Annotated in this window: 20 protein-coding genes and 2 riboswitches; of the genes, 4 read left to right on the top strand and 16 right to left on the bottom strand. The window is 54.5% G+C overall.

From position 1 onward, the window contains the following. Positions 1–345: 345 nt before the first annotated feature. The 7 genes from C230_RS19295 to hemE form a co-directional block, all read right to left on the bottom strand. On the bottom strand, positions 346–930 hold the full coding sequence (locus tag C230_RS19295) for a GNAT family N-acetyltransferase (protein ID WP_018130666.1): 585 nt from the start codon (positions 928–930) through the stop codon (positions 346–348). A gap of 12 nt (positions 931–942) precedes the next feature. Further along, positions 943–1,182 carry an ABC-2 family transporter protein gene (locus tag C230_RS0103545; RefSeq protein ID WP_018130665.1) on the bottom strand — a complete coding sequence of 80 codons (240 nt, stop codon included), beginning with the start codon at positions 1,180–1,182 and terminating at the stop codon, positions 943–945. Then, positions 1,170–1,358, bottom strand: a complete 189-nt coding sequence (locus C230_RS23310) for a hypothetical protein (protein ID WP_018130664.1) — start codon at positions 1,356–1,358, stop codon at positions 1,170–1,172. Before C230_RS23310 ends, C230_RS0103545 begins: the two co-directional genes overlap by 13 nt. A gap of 290 nt (positions 1,359–1,648) precedes the next feature. Next, positions 1,649–3,388 (bottom strand): ATP-binding protein, encoded by a 1,740-nt coding sequence (locus tag C230_RS21195; protein WP_018130663.1) that lies wholly within the window; start codon positions 3,386–3,388, stop codon positions 1,649–1,651. 214 nt (positions 3,389–3,602) lie between these two features. Next, positions 3,603–3,691: riboswitch (cyclic di-GMP riboswitch) on the bottom strand. Between the two features lie 134 nt (positions 3,692–3,825). Further along, positions 3,826–5,442 carry a protoporphyrinogen oxidase gene (gene hemG, locus C230_RS0103525; RefSeq protein WP_322786182.1) on the bottom strand — a complete coding sequence of 539 codons (1,617 nt, stop codon included), beginning with the start codon at positions 5,440–5,442 and terminating at the stop codon, positions 3,826–3,828. Next, a complete protein-coding gene (gene hemH / locus C230_RS0103520; RefSeq protein ID WP_018130660.1) occupies positions 5,418–6,350 on the bottom strand; it encodes a ferrochelatase in 933 nt (310 codons plus the stop codon). The genes hemG and hemH overlap by 25 nt, the downstream gene beginning before the upstream one ends. 13 nt (positions 6,351–6,363) lie before the next feature. Next, positions 6,364–7,437 carry a uroporphyrinogen decarboxylase gene (gene hemE, locus C230_RS0103515; RefSeq protein WP_018130659.1) on the bottom strand — a complete coding sequence of 358 codons (1,074 nt, stop codon included), beginning with the start codon at positions 7,435–7,437 and terminating at the stop codon, positions 6,364–6,366. A 112-nt stretch (positions 7,438–7,549) separates the two neighbouring features. On the opposite strand from hemE, the gene hemQ reads away from it, so the two are divergent. Continuing rightward, complete coding sequence (hemQ, locus tag C230_RS0103510; protein ID WP_018130658.1) at positions 7,550–8,296, top strand: hydrogen peroxide-dependent heme synthase; 747 nt, start codon at positions 7,550–7,552, stop codon at positions 8,294–8,296. A 122-nt stretch (positions 8,297–8,418) separates the two neighbouring features. Continuing rightward, positions 8,419–8,754 carry a hypothetical protein gene (locus tag C230_RS0103505; protein ID WP_018130657.1) on the top strand — a complete coding sequence of 112 codons (336 nt, stop codon included), beginning with the start codon at positions 8,419–8,421 and terminating at the stop codon, positions 8,752–8,754. Between the two features lie 70 nt (positions 8,755–8,824). Here the strand turns inward: C230_RS0103505 and C230_RS0103500 are convergent, their stop codons facing one another. The 8 genes from C230_RS0103500 to C230_RS0103465 all read right to left on the bottom strand — a co-directional run bounded on the left by C230_RS0103500 (position 8,825) and on the right by C230_RS0103465 (position 15,869). Then, a complete protein-coding gene (locus tag C230_RS0103500; protein ID WP_018130656.1) occupies positions 8,825–10,129 on the bottom strand; it encodes an ammonium transporter in 1,305 nt (434 codons plus the stop codon). A gap of 147 nt (positions 10,130–10,276) precedes the next feature. Beyond that, positions 10,277–10,774, bottom strand: coding sequence for a CcdC family protein (locus C230_RS0103495; RefSeq protein ID WP_018130655.1), 498 nt, complete (start codon positions 10,772–10,774; stop codon positions 10,277–10,279). 13 nt (positions 10,775–10,787) lie between these two features. Continuing rightward, positions 10,788–11,183, bottom strand: coding sequence for a multidrug resistance efflux transporter family protein (locus C230_RS0103490; protein ID WP_018130654.1), 396 nt, complete (start codon positions 11,181–11,183; stop codon positions 10,788–10,790). 100 nt (positions 11,184–11,283) lie between these two features. After that, positions 11,284–11,886 (bottom strand): cyclase family protein, encoded by a 603-nt coding sequence (locus C230_RS0103485; RefSeq protein ID WP_040392775.1) that lies wholly within the window; start codon positions 11,884–11,886, stop codon positions 11,284–11,286. Positions 11,887–11,911: 25 nt separating this feature from the next. After that, the gene (gene zwf, locus C230_RS0103480) at positions 11,912–13,462 is read right to left on the bottom strand and encodes a glucose-6-phosphate dehydrogenase (protein ID WP_018130652.1); all 1,551 of its coding nucleotides are present in this window, start codon (positions 13,460–13,462) and stop codon (positions 11,912–11,914) included. Between the two features lie 102 nt (positions 13,463–13,564). Next, a complete protein-coding gene (locus C230_RS0103475) occupies positions 13,565–13,984 on the bottom strand; it encodes an acyl-CoA thioesterase (protein WP_018130651.1) in 420 nt (139 codons plus the stop codon). After that, positions 13,966–15,108, bottom strand: a complete 1,143-nt coding sequence (locus C230_RS19285) for a tetraprenyl-beta-curcumene synthase family protein (RefSeq protein ID WP_156807332.1) — start codon at positions 15,106–15,108, stop codon at positions 13,966–13,968. The genes C230_RS0103475 and C230_RS19285 overlap by 19 nt, the downstream gene beginning before the upstream one ends. Positions 15,109–15,194: 86 nt before the next feature. After that, entirely contained in the window at positions 15,195–15,869 is a 675-nt protein-coding gene (locus C230_RS0103465; protein ID WP_026174116.1) for a uracil-DNA glycosylase, read from the bottom strand. A gap of 208 nt (positions 15,870–16,077) precedes the next feature. On the opposite strand from C230_RS0103465, the gene C230_RS22305 reads away from it, so the two are divergent. Continuing rightward, positions 16,078–16,305, top strand: a complete 228-nt coding sequence (locus C230_RS22305) for a hypothetical protein (protein ID WP_156807330.1) — start codon at positions 16,078–16,080, stop codon at positions 16,303–16,305. 1,256 nt (positions 16,306–17,561) lie between these two features. Then, positions 17,562–17,758, top strand: a riboswitch (cobalamin riboswitch). Positions 17,759–17,908: 150 nt separating this feature from the next. Next, positions 17,909–18,727: a HoxN/HupN/NixA family nickel/cobalt transporter gene (locus tag C230_RS0103450; protein ID WP_018130646.1), complete on the top strand. Its 819-nt coding sequence runs from the start codon at positions 17,909–17,911 to the stop codon at positions 18,725–18,727. Between the two features lie 42 nt (positions 18,728–18,769). On the opposite strand, the gene C230_RS19280 is transcribed toward C230_RS0103450, so the two are convergent. Then, positions 18,770–19,217 (bottom strand): AMP-binding protein (locus tag C230_RS19280; protein WP_040392771.1); only part of this gene is annotated, 448 nt, incomplete at its 5' end.

Here is a 19,217-nt window from a genome sequence, read left to right as displayed (position 1 = left end):
GGTACTTCAGCCTGGAGTCTATGGCGAAACTGAAGCCAGACCGAACGTTACTGGCCGCCGAGGTAGTGCTGCAGAAATAGCAAGAAGGAGGTGGCGTGTATGCCACACGCAAACCTTGGCTTTGTCCCCTAAGTGCCCAAATCGACCGGCAGGAGCGACGTCAAGGGCCTCCGACAGGATGAGCGCAGAGCCCCTTGACGGAGCGACGACGGTCGATAGAATCCCTCAACGGGACAAAGCCAGCGACGTCACAAAGTAGACACAAACGGTGAAATTACACCACTTGACGGGACACTACCATCTAATAGCTTTCGTGTCGTTTCCTAGCTGTTATGAAACTCTCTCCTACACATCCCCTTCCCGTTTCAAAACACGGGCAAACGCTTCCCTCGTCACCACAAACCAGCGCGTTCCGTCCGAACACCGGTCGCTGTTCGCCTCCCGATCCGTGTCAGACGCTGCCGTCGGCTGGCCTTGACACGCATTCCGATACGCTTCCGGCACCTCGGCAACCGGCCGGGCGTAAGGCAATTTTTCCACAGCCCGCAACGACCTCCCGTTTCGCGGGTCGACCGCAATGTACACCCGGCGCAAGGCCAATTTTTCAAACGCGAGTCGCAAAATCGCATCCTTCGCCCGGCGGTTATACCCTTTGCCCCAGTACGGGCGGCCGAGCCAGGTGCCAAGCGTTGCTTCTCCCGTTTCCTGGTTGATCTTGTGCAGGCTGATGACGCCGATCGGATTCCCCCGTTCATCGAGAATCGTGCGGCTGAGACCGGTGCCCCGCCGCTCTTCCTCGATCATGGTTTCCGTATGCTCGCGAATTCCTTCCACCGTCGCTCGCCATGTGAAAAATCGGGTCACTTCCAGATCGCTTGCCAGTTGATACAAACGCACCACATCCTCGACAAGCCGCTCGCGAATGATCATATATTCGCCTCCCTACATGCGGATTCCCATCTGATTGCCCGAACTGTACTGCCGTAGCAGCCCGATCGGCATATAGGAAACAAATCCGGTCGGGATCACGGTAAACAGAACGATTCGCCCAAAGCCGCGAAAAATATCGGTCGGATACGTCATAAACGTGATCAGCGTAATAAAAAACTGAAAGTTGATCGTTTGCACCCGCGTGTTGATCGACAGCTTGATGCCGGTGCCTTTTTTTTTTACGACCGACACGCCCGACAGCGCACAATGTCTGGCCCGGCTTCCCGCAGCTTCAGGTTGATTGCCTTCATCTGCAGATACTCCCGTTTCATGTGGGCGACCGATTCGTCTAGGATGACGCGCCCGCGGTCAATCACGATCGCCCGTTTGCACAACTGTTCAATATCTCCCGCGTCGTGCGACGTCAAAAAAATCGTCGGACATCTGTCTTTCCCCCTTCAGCCCGATACATAACGAAAGACCTCGGCCCGTTCCCCAAACACATGGAACTTGCCGAGGTCTTTTATCCCTACGGTGTAAGTGCATTCCCTCGATGCACCCGGTGCCGCTTGGTTCGATCCGAAGCAGCCGCTTCGTCGGATCCCTAGGCACCCTTCCAAAGATTTGAAAACAGTATAGCACGCGTCTCTGTCCACGTGCAAGAGACATTGAGAGACATTGAGATCTTACCTGATTGTGCGCATTCGCAATCGTCCGCTTACCTCTGCCCGGCGGATGCAGGCGGATGGCCGATCGGGATCACGATCTCAACCACCGTCCCCTTGCAGACTTCACTTTCAATTTTGATCTTCCCGTTGTGCTCTTCAATGATTTTGTAACTGATCATCAGCCCTAGCCCGGTGCCTTTTTCTTTCGTACTGTAAAACGGTTCCCCCAGCTTTTCGAGCCGTTCCTGCGGGATGCCGATGCCGCTGTCAACAAACCGGATCAGGATTTGATCAGGCGGTTCCGCCTTTGCGACAATCTGAATGACGCCACCGTTTGGCATCGAATCGATCGCATTTTGCAGGATGTTGATGAACACCTGTTTCAACTGGTTCGCATCGCACATCACCAGCGGGATGTCCGGTTCAAGCAAACTGCGAATCTGCACATTCTTCATGATCGCCTGCGAGTTGAACAAGGTGACCGTCTGTTCCAGCAGGGCGGTCATATTGGTCAGTTTGAAGGAAGTGGCATGCGGTTTGGCAAGTATCAAAAATTCCCGGATGATCGAATCCATCCGGTCGATCTCCGATAACATGACATCTGTGTACGCTTCCTTGTTGACGCCTTTTTGCAGCAGTTGCACGAAACCCCGGAGCGATGTAAGCGGATTCCGGATTTCATGCGCAATGCCCGCCGCCAGCTGGCCAGCCACCGCCAGCTTATCCGACTTGCGCAGCAATTCCTCCGCTTTTTTCAGCTCCGTAATGTCGACACAAGACGCAATCACTTCCACCACTTGCCCGTCCCGCTTGATCGGCCGCAAAGAAGTTACATACGTGATACCGTTGTTCTCTCCTTCATAGATCACGTTCTCTTCCCCTTGCCAAGCCCGCCAGTAATATTCTTCCTGGCGGGCGGCCATGTCCTTCGGCAGAAATTCTTTCAATTCCTTGCCGATCACATCGTCCGGAGCAAATCCCAGTTTGTATAACAATTCTCCATCACTCATCGTATGAATAAACCGACCGTTCACTCGTTTGAACTTGAATGTCATGCCTTGTTGATACTTGAGCGTATCCTGCAGGTCCTGCTGCGCAGCCCGCAACGCTTCCTCCGTCTGTTTGCGGGTTTCGATCTCTTTCGTAAATTCTGTGGAAAAGTAAATAATGATGATGGAAAAGACCGCAGTATACAATACTTCAAAAACCCATTTTTGCAAACTGCCCGCATACAAGAACTGGACGATCACCAATGTGCTGATCAAGGTCGGAACAAGCAGAACGAAAAGCTTCAAAATGACTTTGTTGAAATCGTAGCCTCCTATTACCGTTCTGCGAATGGCAACCAACAAGAGTTGGTTGGCAATCTCAAACGCGGCGGCAGTGAACAAAACTTGCAAAAAAGATGGCCAATGCTCCGCAGATTTCATCATGGCGAGGGAAAACAAAGTGCACACAAAATACATTCCGATCGTGACGAAATAACGAAACCAATTGATCTTGCGAACCGATTCGTAGATTTTCCAGCTTAACAACAACGCGCTGATCATAAATGACGCTATACACGCAGAAACACCGAAGTTAAACAGCATTAACAAAAAGCCGATGATGCTGGCCCGATATTCAATTCCGTTCGGAAGTTTAACGGGACAAAGGTCAAAAAGAACCACTAATCCCAAAACAAGCAGAAACTGAAGCCAGTCAACAGGCGGAAACTGTACAATCATATGAAAGAAGGCGTAGATACCAGCTATAAACAGCAGACCCGTATACGCGTTTACTTCCTTCAATTGCCTTGCCCCCCAATAATATGCACACATTTATCATAACAAACCTGTTGAAATAAATATATATCCTTCTACAAAAAAAGAAAGAACCGGGAATTCCCAGTTCTTTCGATGCATTTGCTTATAACCAAGGTTCTACCATCAGTTCGAGTGTGGTTGCGGCAAGAGCTGTGACTATTGCAAGAGAATTCAGTTTTTTCATTTGCCCTTCCCTCCTTTCGACAGCTGGCAAGCTTAGCAGGCACGCCTGCCGTAGCCCCTTTAGCTTTGCGTCCTTCAGTTTCCCGAAGTTTGCCTTTGTCGTTTGCTTGAAGGAGCATTCACTACCATAATTCGACATTATCAAGCAGATTCCTGCAAGAAACAAATAAAAATTTTGACCTTTCCCACAAAAATAAAAAGCTTCCCCGAAAGGAAGCTGCTTCCACCTGCAAGTCGGATCACAGAGCCAAGTGTTCAATCGCCTGCTCCGCCGTGTTTTTTCCCTGCTGAATGCAATCCGGTATGCCAAGACCGGTATGGCCGGCACCGGCAAAAAAGAGGCCCGGAAATTGCCTCTTCACTTCCTTTTGAAACGCATCCAGCCGCTCCAGGTGTCCTACCGTGTACTGGGGCATCGATCTTCGCCAGCGCGTGATACGCGTAAAAATCGGGTCAACCTGAATGCCCATCGAGTCGTTCAGATCTTGCCTCACCTTGCGCAGGATCGATTCATCCGGTTCGTCGACGATCGCTTCTTCCCCAGCCCGTCCGACATAACACCGCAGCAGCACTTTGTCCTTCGGCGCTGTGTGCAGCCATTTGGACGACACCCAGGTGCAGGCGGTGATGTTCCGCCCTTCCTGTTTCGGCACCACGAATCCGGTTCCGTCCAACGGATGCACAATCGACGAGGCGTGAAACGCCATCGCCACCGTCGCGACCGATGCATAGGGGATCTTCCCGAGAACGGTGGCAGGTTCAAACGACTGCGGCAAAATCCGGGCGGCATCATACGCCGGGATGGTCACCACAACCGCATCCGCTTCAAACACATCGCCAGTTTCCATCATCACCCGATATCTTGCGGGTGGACGGATGTCGCCGGTGCTTGCGCCCGTCTGATCACGTGACAGCATGGCTTCCGCCTGATCAGCGGTCAGCATCGCCCCGGGCTGATCAACCGTCACCTGCCTGATCTCCCGTACAGCGGTGGAAGTATGGATCACACCGGGCCCCAGCACCTCGGCCAGCCGATTTACCAATTGGATCAACCCGCCGCGCAGCGACAAAAAAACGGACTGCGGCAGCGATTTCTCCCTGACTGATGCAGAACCTTCCACCGCAGGAGCCCTTCCGGTTTCGGATACCGGCGCGGGACCGGCGCCAGGAACAGCCCGTTTACCCGCTGCTTTCGCCTGGGCCAGCATGCCGCGGATCAGGCTACCGTATTGTTTCTCCAACTGCTCAAACTGCGGGAACGTCGCTCGCAGGCTCAAATTGCGGGAATCCCCCGCATAAATCCCGGCGAGCAGCGGTTCCGCCATCCGGTCGACCACTTCGTCCCCCAGCCTGCGGGCGAGGAAGCCGCCCAACGACCGGTCGCCGGAATCGTCGCTGCGGGGCAGTACCAGATCCATCGCCGCCCGCAGCTTGCCGGACACCGACAGCAGCCCGGTGGTAGCAAACGGCACGAACTGCGTCGGAATGCCGATGTTTAACCCGTCCGGAATCCGGTGCAGCTTGCCTCCATGCCAAATATACGTTTTTTTGGCGCGCGGGTTCGTCCCGACCAGGTCGTCTTGCAACCCCAGTTCCCGGCACAGGTGAACGGCCGCGGCCTTGCGAGCGAGAAACGAATCAGGCCCCTTTTCCACAACAAAACCGTCAAAAAGCTCCGTGTCGACCTTGCCCCCGACGCGGGCATCCCGTTCAAACAGCTGCACGCGCAGCGGCACACCTTGCGCCCGGGCCTGTTTTTGCAAATAGTAAGCAGCACTCAGACCTGTAATGCCGCCGCCAATCACGATGACCGTTTTTTCCGCCATCCCGATCATTCCCTCTTCGTATGTTCCCACACCACCGCCGCCAACGCTTGCAGAAAATCTTCGTCCGCGTTCAGCATCGCGGTGCGTACCATCGTCATTCCCAGTTCGCTTGCCAACGCCTGACATTCGACATCAATGTCGTAGAGAATTTCCAAATGGTCTGCGACAAACCCGACCGGGCAAATCAGCACGGACCGGGTTCCCTGCTTCGCCAGCTGCCTGAGGACGTCCAGCACATCGGGACCCAGCCAGGGTTCTGGCGTGCGGCCGGCGCTCTGCCAAGCGAATCCCCAGTTGGCATGGCCGATCATCTCCGCCAGCTTGGCCGCCGTTTCCCGCAGCTGCTGCGGATACGGGTCGTTCATCTGCAAAATCCGCTCGGGCAGGCTGTGTGCAGTAAACAACAGCCGGACCTGCTCCCGTTCCCCCGCCGGAAAACGATTCATCGCCGCCTGCAATCGTCTTGCCACAGCCTGCAAAAATTGCGGCTGCATGTGCCACTGCATTACAAACGTAAACGATGGTCCGCCGAACTGCTCTGCTCCTTTTTTTGCCGCCTCCATGTATGCGCCGATGCTCATCATCGAATAATGGGGCGCAAACACCAGCCCGACCGCCTCCCGAATCCCATCCTCCGCCATTTGCTTGACCGCATCCTCAATAAAAGGATTGGCATGCTTCATCCCCATATAAACGCGGTATGCGAGATTACGGCTGGTTTGATTCAGAATGCGTTCCAGCCCTTCCGTCTGTTTGCGGGTGATCTCGTTTAACGGAGACACTCCTCCGATCTTCACATAGCGGTCGATCAACTCTTGCAGTTGTTCGGGCGATGGCTTCCGTCCCCGCCGAATATGGGTGTAATAAGCTTCCGCTTCGTCCAGACTGGCAGGTGTTCCGTAGGCCATCGCCAGCACGCCGATCGTTTTTTTGCTCATGCAAACCGCCTCTCTACGCCTGAAGTTTCGCGGAGCTGTAGCGATGAATGAATTCGGTCAGCCGCTTGAGCGTCTCCACTTTCACTTCCGGGAAAATGCCATGCCCCAGATTGAAAATATACCCAGGCTCCACCATACCCAGATCGAGGATTTCCCGCGCTTTCTGCTCAATCACCGGCCAGGGAGCCAACAGCACAGCGGGATCCAGGTTCCCCTGCAGCGCAAACTTCGTACCGACGCGGGCGCGAGCCGCATCGAGCGGCACCCGCCAATCGACACCGATCACATCGACGGCCAGTTCTTTCCACACGGGCAGCAGTTCGCCGGTGTTAATGCCAAAGTAGATCATCGGGGCGCCGATGCCCTGTAGATTTTCAAAAATCCGCCGCATCGTCGGAAACACGTACTGGCGATAGTCGCTGGGCGACAAGCTGCCGATCCAGCTGTCAAAAATCTGCACCGCTTGCGCCCCTGCCGCCACCTGCGCTTTCATATAGGTAACGATCATATTGCCGAGCTTGTCCATCAGGGCGTTCCAAACTTCCGGCGCCGCGTACATCATTTGCTTCGTTTTGTGGTAGTTTTTCGACGGTCCGCCCTCGATCATGTAACTGGCCAGTGTAAACGGCGCACCGGCGAATCCGATCAACGGCACGTTCAATTCCCGGTGCAAAATCCGGATGGCCTCCATCGTGTTCGGCAAATCTGCTTCCGGGTCAAGGTCGCGCAGTCGCTCCACATCGGCCGCTTGCTTGATCGGATTGGCGATGACCGGGCCGTAACCGCCCTTGATGTCGACCTCCATCCCCATCGCCTTGACGGGGATCATAATATCGGAAAAGAGGATCGCCGCATCGGTGTTCAGCTGGCGCACCGGCAGCAGCGTGACCTCCGCGCACACTTCCGGAATCTCGCAGATCTCCATCAGACTGTATTTTTCACGGATTTTCCGGTATTCCGGCTGATAGCGCCCCGCCTGCCGCATATACCAAACGGGAACATGTTCCACTCGTTCTTTTCGGCATGCCCGCAAAAACGTATCGTTAAATAACATCCGCTTCACCACTTTATGTAGTTTCACAATCATTTCCTTTATACCCTAAACACCCTCTGTTAGCAAATGAACTTACTGTGAATGGCGGGTGCGCGGCAAGTGTGATATACTTTATTCCCGAACGACACAGAAGGGGTGAAGTGAGATGAGCGAAGTATTACATACATTGGACGGCTGGTTTGTGCTGCACGATTTCCGGACGATCGATTGGGCAGCCTGGAAAGCACTGTCGAACGAGGAGCGGCAGGCGGCGCTCGACGAACTGTTCACGTTGATGCGCGAATGGTCTGCCATAGAGGAACAGAAAAACGGCAGCACCGGCACGTTCACAATCGTCGGGCAAAAAGCGGATTTGCTGTTTTTGAACCTCCGTCCTACATTGGAAGAACTGACCGAGTTGGAGACGGCGCTGAACAAAACCCGGTTCGCCGAATGTTTGCTGCCGGCCTACTCCTACGTGTCGGTTGTCGAATTGGGCAACTACCTGCCGAAAGAAGGCGTTGACCCGTACGAAGATCCGGCGGTCCGAAACCGGCTCTACCCAATTTTGCCAAAGACAAAACATGTCTGCTTCTACCCGATGAACAAAAAACGGGAAGGCAGCGACAACTGGTACATGCTGCCGATGGAACAGCGCCGTGACCTGATGCGGGCACACGGATTGACCGGCCGCAAATACGCCGGCAAAGTGACGCAAATCATCTCCGGCTCAACCGGCCTCGACGACTGGGAATGGGGCGTCACCCTGTTTGCCGATGATCCGGTCCAGTTCAAGAAAATCGTGTACGAAATGCGTTTCGACGAGGTCAGCGCACGCTTCGGCGAATTCGGAGAGTTCCTCGTCGGCAGCCGGGCAACAGATGAACAACTGGCCAAATACCTGGACGTATAATCTGCTTGGCAAAAAACCCGCAAGCCACTGGCTGCGGGTTTTTCCGTTCTGTACGAACGGGTTTGTCTCATATAAAATTGACTCATACAGTTTCAGTATGCGATACGGAAAGGCTGATACCGGTGTACGAAGTGATTTTTCTGAAAGAACTCTACTCAGATCCCGGGCTTTCCATCCACGCCGGGTACATCAACCAGGACAAGAAGCTTACCTTGAAATCCCATCCCGCCTCGTTGCCGGACGCGCAAGAAGTGATCCTGTTTTTTGAAGCAAAAACCCCGAACACGCTATTCACGCTTCGTACATACGGCCGATATCGTCATGTGTTGAACAATCTGTTCTGTGTCACCAGCAGTCCTGTCGGCCCGATTTTTACGCAGAATGAGAAACTGTCGGAAACCGCACTGCACAAAGTGAACCAATGGGTCAAACAGGAACTGCGCATGCTGGGGTTGTAACGGCCCTCGAACAACTCGCACAAGTCCTGCGACAAGTGACCGCGTATCGCTGGTGGAAACGCGTGTAGAGTCAAGCTCCGACCGTCTCCGCGCCCGTTTCCTGCTGTACACGCTGCACCTCGAGTGGGAACACCGGAATATCCGCATTTAGCTCATGGTACGCCGCCGTTCCGTGATAGCTCAAATCGAGGCCGGTCAATTCCTCTTCCACCGAAACGCGGATCGGTACCAACTGATCGATAAACTTGAGAGCGCCGGCGGTCGCGACATATCCCCACAGGCTGACCGCAACCGTGCCGAGCGCCTGCACCCCGAACAATTTCCAACTGCCCGTCGTCAACAGCCCGCCTTCGGTGGCAAACAGTCCCACGGCGATGGCGCCGAACGCTCCGGTGAATCCGTGAACGGCCACTGCGCCGACCGGATCATCCACCTTCGCCCGCTCCACCCAGCCAGTCGCCCAGATCATCAGAATGCCTCCCAGCGCCCCGATCACCAATCCGCTCCACAAGCTGACGTATGCACATCCCGCCGTAATCGCAACCAATCCGGCGAGCACGCCGTTAATGGTGAAGGCAGGATCCGCTTTTCCCGTTTTGAAAAGCGTATAGAGCATGGCGGAAGCGCCGCCGGCCGCCGACGCGAGCAAGGTAACCATGGCAATCGAACCGATGTTGGAGGCCGTCGCGTTTAATGTGCTGCCGGCATTGAACCCGAACCATCCAAACCAGAGGACAAACGTGCCGACCGCAGCCAGCGGGATATTGCTCGGAGCAATCGGATTGGCCGAGCCATCCTCGTTGAACTTGCCGATCCGTGCCCCCACCGCCACCGCAGCCGCCAGCGCCGCAAAACCGGCCATCGCGTGAATCGCCGCCGATCCGGCGAAATCTTTCATTCCCAGCTTGGCCAACCAGCCGTCGGTACCCCAAATCCAATGGCCGGAAAGCGGATAGATGACCGCTGTCATGACGACTGTGAACAGAATGTACGCTTTAAAATTCATCCGTTCCGCCACCGCACCGCTGACGATGCTGATCGCCGCCACAGCAAACGCCGCCTGGAACAGCCAGAACGCTTCCGGCGGGATGGACAAGCCGAGGTGCTCGAGGCTGCCGCTCAATCCGAACCCGCTGGTCCCGATCAGTCCCGCCCGATCGGCGCCAAACATCAGCCCGAATCCGACCGCGAAAAATGCCAGCACCCCAAACACCATGTCGACAAATACTTTCATTATGATCGAGATGTTGTTTTTGGCGCGGACGAAGCCCGCTTCCAAAAGAGCAAAACCGCCCTCCATAAAGAAAATCATCGCCGCCGTCAAGACGACCCAGATCGTATTCATGCCGGATGCCACAGTTTGCAGATCGTTCATGGTTCCACTCCCCACTCCGTTGTGGTCTCTTTCTTCATTATGCGATGCAATGTCATAATTGTCAACTATTTATGTCATATTTTCTTACATGATAATCAAAAAAAAGAGCCCTCGCCATGCGAGGACCCGCGATCCACCTCCCGGCTTTCAAACATCCGACCGGTTCCCGCCCAGGGATCGCTTCAACACCGCATACTTCCGGTACATCGCGATCCGCCAGGGAACGATCATCCCATACGCCAAAATGAAAAACACAGCCCCCGTCTGTTCCAATGAAATAAATCGTTCCACATAGCTGTGCAAAGCAAGGCGGATGGCCAGCAGACCGAGCAGGATCAAAGGAAACGCTTTGGAGCGCTTGAGATAGATTTCTCTGCCGCGGACTTCAAATTTCGAAGTTCGGATCAACGGATAGGAAAACACAAACCCGGCGAGCAGCGCGCACAACGCGTACGTCCACGGAATATGCGTCTGCGGAAACAAAAACATCAGAAACCCGGTGCTCATCGCCAGCGGCGGAATCACGATTTTGCGGGCCGATGTCGGTTTGCGGGCCGCCCGCAGCCGGATCGCGATCACCAGAAGCGCCATGCAGGCAGCCCCGATCGTGCTGACCAGTTGCAGATTTATCGCATGAGGATACACGCTTCTCCCCTCCTCAAGAGCTTGCTGTGGTTGGATCCATTTTCAAGTATAAACCAAACGCGGAAAGCTGCAAAAGGAAAATTCGCGTTCCCGTCAGACTCCGGCCGAGCGCCCGTTCGGGACATCCCGGCCATGTGTGGCATAGTGGCAAACTGGCCAAAGTCATGCCGAGCTCCCATTGATATGCGTCCAACCTCTTCGCAAGCGGCATCAGCTTGTGGCTTCCAAGCGGATACGCAAACGCCGCGATCACCACCGGCACCGCTCCCAACAACAGTTGCCCGGCCGAAACCGAATCGGCCGCTTGCCCCTGCAGCAATCCGAATCCGAGCAGGAGCGGAACCGTCATGAAGATCACTTGCAAGCAAATTTTCTGCGCAAAAAATGGGGCCAAGTTTCTCGCTTTCATCTGTCATGCACCATTATAGCAGATGCGCTTAGCACTCTGCCGGCAATGCCGCAACAAAAAGTGCACCGTCAAAAACGGCACACTTCCCTATCCACATTTCTCAAATCCATTCGATCAACAACACCCTCGCCGGCGCCGCTTCTGTCTCCAAAAGCTTGAGCGGAGCGGCCACCAGAAAATAGCGGCCCGCAGGCACTTCCGCCAGCCGCAGCCCTTCGATGATCAGGATGTCCGCTCCAAACAAAATGTTATGCGTCGGATGACCCGGCTGGCTGCGCTCAATGCCAAGCGCATCGATTCCCACGCCGCGTACGCCGGCATCCGCCAGATAGCAGGCGCCTTCCTCCGCAAGAAACACAAATTCCGGGTCAAATCGATCCAGCATCGAGTTGCGGGTCTTCAACAGCAGAAACTCTCCCTTTTCAATCCCCGCCGTTTCCAACTCGGCGCGGCCAATGCCGCCTGCCGCCTGAGTCAGATCCAACACGCGGCAAGGCCCCGCCAACCGTTCCAGCGGAATCGCCTGCATCGTGCCGCCACCCGGCACCATGTGCAGCGGCGCATCCACATGCGTGCCCGTATGAACGTCGAGATCGATCCGCGACTCCCGCACCGCCCCTCTATCAAAGTCCTGCACCACCCGGATTTTCGGCTGTTTTTCCGGCTTGTTTTTGTACACCGGCATCCCTTCAAAAATCGGCATCGACACATCGTAAATCTTGTACACGTCAGTACCTCCCAGCGAAAATGCCGGGCCGCTCGATCGGCTGGACGACCGGCCTGCTTTTCGGATCGTACACCGGCCACCAGTGCGCCCCGTCCTGTGCCAGCAGCTGATCCGCCGCAGCTGGCCCCCAGGAACCGGCCGGATAGGTGAGCAGCAACGATGCATCGCGATCCCACGCCCGGCGGATCGGATCGGCAAACTGCCACGCTAACGAGACCTCGTCCCACCGCGTAAAGAACGTGGAGTCTCCCTGGATCGCCTCATGCAGCAGCCGTTCGTACGCCTCTGGCGATTCGATCTCGCAGTTGTTGCAAAACTCCATCGCGACCGGGATGACTTCGCTGTCCGCTCCCGGCTTTTTCGCGTTCATCAGCAGATACATGCCTTCCGTCGGATTGATGCGAATGATTAACAGATTGGGGCTGAGATCCCCGTTTTTGTTAAAATAAATGTTCGGCATTTCCTTGAACTGGATGACGATTTCCGTCACTTTTTGCGCCATCCGTTTACCCGTCCGAATGAAAAATGGCACGCCTGCCCAACGGAAATTGTCGACAAACAACTTGGCCGCGACAAACGTCTCGGTCGCCGAGTCGGGAGCCACGTTCCGCTCTTCCCGGTACCCCGGCACCGCTTGTCCCAACACCGTTCCGGCCGTATACTGGCCGCGAACCACATACCGGTTCACTTCGTCTTCGCTGAACCGGCGCAGGGAGCGCAGCACTTTCACTTTTTCGTCGCGGATCGCTTCCATGTCCAACCGGCTCGGCGGTTCCATCGCGACCATCATCATCATCTGCAAAATATGATTTTGCACCATATCGCGCAGCGCGCCGGCACGCTCATAGTAGGCAGCCCGCTCCTCAACGCCGACCGTCTCGCTGGCGGTCACCTGAATGTTGGCGATGTACCGGTTGTTCCAAAGCGGTTCGAACAGCGAATTGGCAAACCGGATCACCTCGATGTTTTGCACCATCTCTTTGCCGAGGTAATGGTCGATCCGGTAAATCTCGTCTTCCACAAACGATTGCTGAATCTGCTCGTTCAATTGCTTGGCCGACGCATGATCATGGCCGAACGGCTTCTCGATGACCAACCGCTTCCATCCGCCAGTCTCTGTCAGGCCCGATTTTTTCAAATGTGCCGATACAGTGCCAAACAGATCGGGCGGCATCGCCAGATAAAACAACCGATTGCCGGGAATCTCCCACTCCCGCTCCTTCGCTTCGACCAGTTCGCGCACAGCCCCGTAGCCGCCCGGATCGTTCACATCGATCGATACAAAATCGAAATGGTCGGCAAAATCAGTCCACGATTGTCCGTCCCGTAATGAATGTCTGGAAAAATTCGTAACCGAACGGCGAACACCCGCCTGAAAATCGGGCCGACTGATCGGCGACCGCCCGATTCCCACTACCGCAAACCGGCGGTTCAAAAGTCCGGCTATGAACAGTTCGTACAGGGCCGGAAACAATTTTCGCTTCGCGAGGTCCCCGGTGGCCCCGAACAGTACCAGCACAAAGGGATTCTGATCTTGTTCGCGCTCAGGCACCGACAGCACTCCCGTCGTTTTGGTTTACGCCCCACCTGGCACTCTGTGCCAATGCTGCCTATAGGATTCCCCGCCCGCCGCACGATCATGCGGATCGCCGGCCTACCGCAAGCCAGGTGCTCCTTCCGGAGCCTCGTTGTGTGACAGTAGCGCGGATCGTACTTCCGGCCACAACGGCAGCGGCTTCTGCGCCTGATAGTCGTAGCAGATCAGCGTCGCCCGCCCTCTCGCCACCCAGACACCGGCTTGGTTTTGGATCGCATGCTCCACGTCAAAACCCGAGTTGCCCAACCGGCTGACCCAGGTGAACACGGTCAACGTTTCCGCATAGGCGACCTGATGCAAAAAATCGCAGCGGGTCGATGCCACGATCAGATTCCACGAACGCAGCTCCAGCGATGGATTGAACAGCCGAAAAAGATCGGTGCGGGCATCTTCCATGTACGTAAAATAGGTTGCGTTGTTCACATGTCCCAATCCGTCACACTCGCTAAACCGAACTGTCAATTCTCGTTTGAACACCCGACATCTCCCCTTTTCGCCTCCCCATGAGCCCCGGTTTCCCGGCTGGGAGGCATCTGCATTTGCATTTCGCCACCGCGATACCATTTGCTGTATAAGTAAAACAGCCAAACCCGCCAACCGGCAAGCCGCAGAAGCGATTTGGCCGCTTGCTGCACCAGCGATTGGCGTTCGACTTTCAAATCGGACAAATAAAATCCGAGCAGCCCATCCACCGCGATCAGGTGAATGGGGGACCGGACGGACAGCCGATGCGCTTCCTCCCTCGCCCGCTTGGCGATCCAGGCCAACCGCTCGACGATTTCTTGCCGGGTTTCGTAATACGAAATAAAGTTCAGGTCCCCGCCCAGTTGGTCCTCTTCCAGATCGACCAAATAGTCCAGCAAAATATGCAGCGAACAGATCCACGGAAAATAGGCCCGCGCCTGTCGCTCGACCTTCTCCGCCGCCAGCGCATCATCACAGGCGGCCAAAAAAAGCGCAAAGACCCCCAGCGTCGAACCGGACGCGGCCGCAAATTCGTTCCAGCGAAGCCCGGGAAACCGGGAATGATGCTGGTTCCACCAGTCGAGCAGCCGACTTTCCCGCTCACTCGGGTGCACATGTTTATGTACCTGCAGATCGCGATACAGCCCCACCCACGTCAAAATCTGCTGTTCCGCAACCGCGTAACCTGGCAGCAACGAAATTTTTTCCCGGCAGGCCAGCACCAGGTTTTGCAGGTAGCCACCGTCCTCAAACGGGCCTCCGTTGCGTTCCCGCACCTCGTAGTAGTTATGCAACGGGCGCTGCAGGGACACGGCATCGAGCATCGACTCATGCAAACAAAAAAAATCATCCGCATCCAGCGAAGTGCTCCGATCACACAGATTGTCCAGGTAGTCGCTGATCGTTTGAAACGCCACGATCAAAGGAATCAGGATGTGGCGGGCGTTCGGCGCCGCCGCCGCGTAGACGGAGCCTCCCTCGCAATGAAACGTTTTGGTGCGGATGCTGGCCAACGCCTGCCGCCGCAGTTCCGGGTCGGGGATCGCCCGTGCTTGCTGTTCCCAGTGATTCAATTGTTCATGCACTTCAGGCAACACGTCGCGCGACATGCGGCGCAGGAACGCCCAGGTATTCATCTTCAAACTTTGTACCCTCCAGAAACACACATTTGCCATCCAGCCGCGGTCCGGTTGGCTGTTGGGGCATCATCCGGCTGCGGCACTTACAAATCGGGAATCTGCCAATCGACTTCCTCGCTGCCGATGCTGCGCAAAAATCGATTCGCCCGGGAAAATGGCCGACTCCCGAAAAATCCCCGGTGGGCCGACAACGGACTCGGATGCGGCGATCGGATGATACAGTGGTGCCTTGCGGTGATCAGCCGCATTTTCGCTTGCGCGTGGCTTCCCCACAACAGAAACACGACCGGTTTTTCGCGGTTGTTCAAAATCGAGATCACCCGGTCCGTGAACATTTCCCACCCCTTGCCCCTGTGCGAATTCGGGCTGCCTGCCCGGACGGTCAACACGTTGTTGAGCAGCAGCACGCCTTGCTCTGCCCATTTGGCGAGGTGGCCGTGATTCGGAATCGGACACCCCATGTCATCGTGCAGTTCCTTAAATATGTTTTGCAGGGAAGGCGGCGGCTGCACGCCCGGTTTCACAGAGAAGCTCAACCCGTGCGCCTGGCCCGGACCGTGATACGGATCCTGCCCGAGAATCACCACTTTGGTGTTGGCAAACGGGGTTAAATGCAGCGCATTGAAGATGTCGTATTTGTCCGGATAGACCACCCGCGTCCGGTATTCCTCGATCAGAAACTGCCGCAGCTGCAGGTAGTAAGGTTTTTGAAACTCCACCTCCAGCAAGGGCTGCCAGTCGTTTTTCAGTATCGCCATCGCGAACCCATCCCATGTCAAAAATAGCAAGTCCATTATATCAAAATCGACTCGCCGCGCGGGCATCCCAGCCGAAAAAAACCTGCCAAAGCGAGCGGCCGCAGCTGTTGGCGAAAACTCGTGCGGCTGCTGCCGATCGCACGGCAGATTGTCAAATAGCAATGACTGTTCGAACACGGTACAGCCGCCGGTCGTTGGCGAATTTTGCTTGGCAAATCGGAAGTACGTTTCGCACACACTACGACAAAAAGCGATTGCCGAGTCGCGGGAAGTGAATTCGCATGGGAGGGAAACGACTGTGGAGGAAAAATGCTACTATTGCGGTCACGATCTGGACAGACCCCATTTTGTCACATTCTATCAAGGAAACGACGAGCAGAACGAACTGCTGTGCGACGAATGTTACAGAGAATGGTTGGAATCCATGAAAGGGTAACGTGTGAGCCCGAATCCCCTTCCAACGGCCGCTCATAGCGCGACCTGGCGGCTTTGCCGCCTTGGCGTAACTTGTGCCTTTTAGAGCAACAAAAACGGCAAAAGCCGCCTGATCCCGCAGAGAACGCCGTTTTGCATGGCGCGCTCGCGGTTCAGGCGGCTTTTTTACCGCGAAGCCGGAACTCCATCTGCCCGCAGGCACAAAAAACCGCTCGGCGGACGATTCGAATTTTCCATGGTGGAGGCGAGGGGAGTCAATACCAAGAAAGTACAGAAGTTAGCCATTCGGGAAAAATTGCCGATCATGAGCGTAACTGATAAAACGCAAAACGCCCACGATACGAGCGTTTTGCGTTTCGTTTTCGCCATTTGATTGCAAATCAGAGGGTTTCATCCGATTCATCTGGATCTAGCCCAGGTATAGTTTTTGGGAGTTATACTCTCGCCGAATGGGCTCGTAATTTTGTGTGTTTGATTTACAGTTCGGATAATTTGAACATCCAAAAAATGCGGTTGAGTTTTGTCTTTGATTAAACCTTAATTTTAGAGTTCCATCGCACCTTCAAGTCGACATCCAATCATATCAGGGGCCGAACGTTCCGGTTTACTCTGTGAAGACCCCAGTGTTAAAACGGTTACTTTCTCAGCCCCTGCTTCAATCAGAACTTTTGCGCATTCCATCACAGTAGCACCACTAGTAGCAATGTCATCAAAAGGGATCACGTGCCCTTTTACGTCATCAACAACCTGAAAAACGTCCTTTACATTGAGGGTTCGGTTTTGCCAACTACCTGCTTCTTTTTGTTTTTTATAATCCCTAGTTGCTATAAGCAAAGGTTTAATAAACGATCGATTGATTGGGTTTGAAACTTTGGTTGCTTGTATTAGGACATTTTGAAGAACACTCTCTTGTCCTGGTCTAGGAGGCACCGTGGTAAGAAGATATTCATCACCTTCAAAGATAAAATAAATTTAGACATTGAGCGATCAACTTAGCAGTATAAAAAATTGCTCCTTGCTTACCACTCTTCATCTGTAGGATTAACTGTGAAAGAGGGTGAATACAAGCTCTTGGGTCATTACTTGTAAAATACCTGCCTGTTACTATTAAACCTGCTTCAATATCAGGTTGTAGTGTATGTTTCAGAGGAAAGACAGCAATCAACTCATCGGTACGACCTTCAAAATAGCCAGTAAGGGCTATACCACCTTTCCAAGCCTGCCGTTATAATTTAAGAACAGTTTGCAATGAATAACTCAATAGGTCTGCAGCTAGGTGCCCTTGTCGTCTAGCGGTAAGGGGTAACAGGGAATCGGGTGCAAATCCCGAGCGGTCCCGCCACTGTAATCGGGGAGTTCTCTTTCAAAAATAGGTCACTCGATGAACAATCGGGGAAGACGAAAGAGCACAATGATTCGAAAGCCAGGAGACCTACCTAGACTGCTACACCCGAAAGCCTTCGCGGAAAGGAGAGGTGTGCAAAGATGAAACGACAACAGTGCCTTCCTGTCTTGCTGTCGCGTTCTGTCTTTTTCACGTAGCCCCTGCCTGCCGGTTGGGGTTTTTTTGATTGGATCTCTATCCAAGACAGGAGGAAGCTTGCATGGAACATGTTTCGCTGATTTTGCTCGTGTTTGTTCTGGGTCTCCGGCATGGTCTGGACGCAGACCACCTGGCTTGTATTGACGGTCTCGTCCGGTACAATATCCGGCAAGGACGCAAAATGGCGCAGTGGGTAGGAACCCTTTTCTCATTTGGACACGGTTTGGTTGTAGCCGTTGTAGCCGTTATTCTGGCGTTCTTCAGCAAGGATTTTACGTTTCCAGATTACTTTGACACGATGGTCACCTGGACCTCCGTGATTTCCTTGTTTCTGATCGGCAGTCTAAACGTTTACAACCTTCTCCGCAGCAGGTCGGAACAGGCAAGTTACGAAGTGCAGGGGCTCAAAGGCCGATTCATTCCTCGTTTCGTACGCGAAACAACAAATCCGTTGATGATCATCCTGATTGGCGGTGTCTTTGCGCTGGCGGCTGACACAGTGAGTCAAACATCCATGTGGGCACTCGCTGCGGGCAATGCAGGTGGATATTTTCCGGTAATCCTGGGCCTCACTTTTATGGCCGGGATGATGCTGACGGATACGATCGACTCCCTTGTCGCATACAGGATGCTCATTCAATCCGGCAAAATGAGCAAAGTGGTTTCTAAAATAATAGGGTGGATCATCGTGGCCATCGCATACGGAGTGTCGTTCTACGAGGCATTCACGTATTTCAATCCGTGGGCCGAGTTGGATTTTGAAGTGGTGGGAGTCGTCATCTTCACACTGCTGATGGTGTGTTATTTGGGGGTCTCGTTTATTACAAAAAAGAAAACCCAAGGTAACGTGAAAAAAGTGGATGGCGGACGTCAGGTTTAACAAACAGCCATCGTGGGATGAAGAAAAAGCCTCACGATGGCGCTACATTTTGAACGCCAGGTCCAGAGCGTTCAAACCGCCCGTGTGAAACATCGGGAGATACACCGGAGTCACGTCCTGTTCGGTGATTCCCCAGCTGATCACCGTGTTGATCACGTTCCACGTGATCGCCCGATGCGACAAAATCGCCCCCTTCGGCGTTCCAGTGGTGCCACCCGTATAAATGATCGCCCAGGGATCTTCCATATCGGCGTGCGTATCCCGCACCGTCCCGTCGAAAGCACCCTGGCCCGCGCGTTTCCCCAGCTCATCCGCCAGCGCCGCTTGGTACTGCCGCTCGCCCCAAACATGCTGAACCGCCGCCTGCCGCACCAGTTCGGCTGCCGCCGCCGCATACGGCTCCTCATACACCAGCAGCACAGGCGTGCAATCGGTCAATACATAGGCCAGCTCGGGTACCGCGAACCGGTAGTTGAGCGGCACGAACACC

It is taken from the genome of Effusibacillus pohliae DSM 22757 (assembly GCF_000376225.1).
GTDB lineage: Bacteria > Bacillota > Bacilli > Tumebacillales > Effusibacillaceae > Effusibacillus > Effusibacillus pohliae.
Note: the sequence above shows the minus strand (reverse complement) of the source record. Positions and strands in the feature narration are given on the sequence as shown.

Coding starts and splice junctions, on each gene's coding strand:
- C230_RS19295 (WP_018130666.1), bottom strand. CDS start 930: ATGATCATTCGCGAGCGGCTTGTCGAGGATGTGGTGCGTTTGTATCAA.
- C230_RS19285 (WP_156807332.1), bottom strand. CDS start 15,108: ATGAATACCTGGGCGTTCCTGCGCCGCATGTCGCGCGACGTGTTGCCT.
- C230_RS0103490 (WP_018130654.1), bottom strand. CDS start 11,183: ATGAAAGCGAGAAACTTGGCCCCATTTTTTGCGCAGAAAATTTGCTTG.
- hemQ (WP_018130658.1), top strand. CDS start 7,550: ATGAGCGAAGTATTACATACATTGGACGGCTGGTTTGTGCTGCACGAT.
- C230_RS0103450 (WP_018130646.1), top strand. CDS start 17,909: ATGGAACATGTTTCGCTGATTTTGCTCGTGTTTGTTCTGGGTCTCCGG.
- hemE (WP_018130659.1), bottom strand. CDS start 7,437: ATGATTGTGAAACTACATAAAGTGGTGAAGCGGATGTTATTTAACGAT.
- hemH (WP_018130660.1), bottom strand. CDS start 6,350: ATGAGCAAAAAAACGATCGGCGTGCTGGCGATGGCCTACGGAACACCT.
- C230_RS0103485 (WP_040392775.1), bottom strand. CDS start 11,886: ATGCCGATTTTTGAAGGGATGCCGGTGTACAAAAACAAGCCGGAAAAA.
- C230_RS0103500 (WP_018130656.1), bottom strand. CDS start 10,129: ATGAACGATCTGCAAACTGTGGCATCCGGCATGAATACGATCTGGGTC.
- C230_RS0103465 (WP_026174116.1), bottom strand. CDS start 15,869: ATGGCGATACTGAAAAACGACTGGCAGCCCTTGCTGGAGGTGGAGTTT.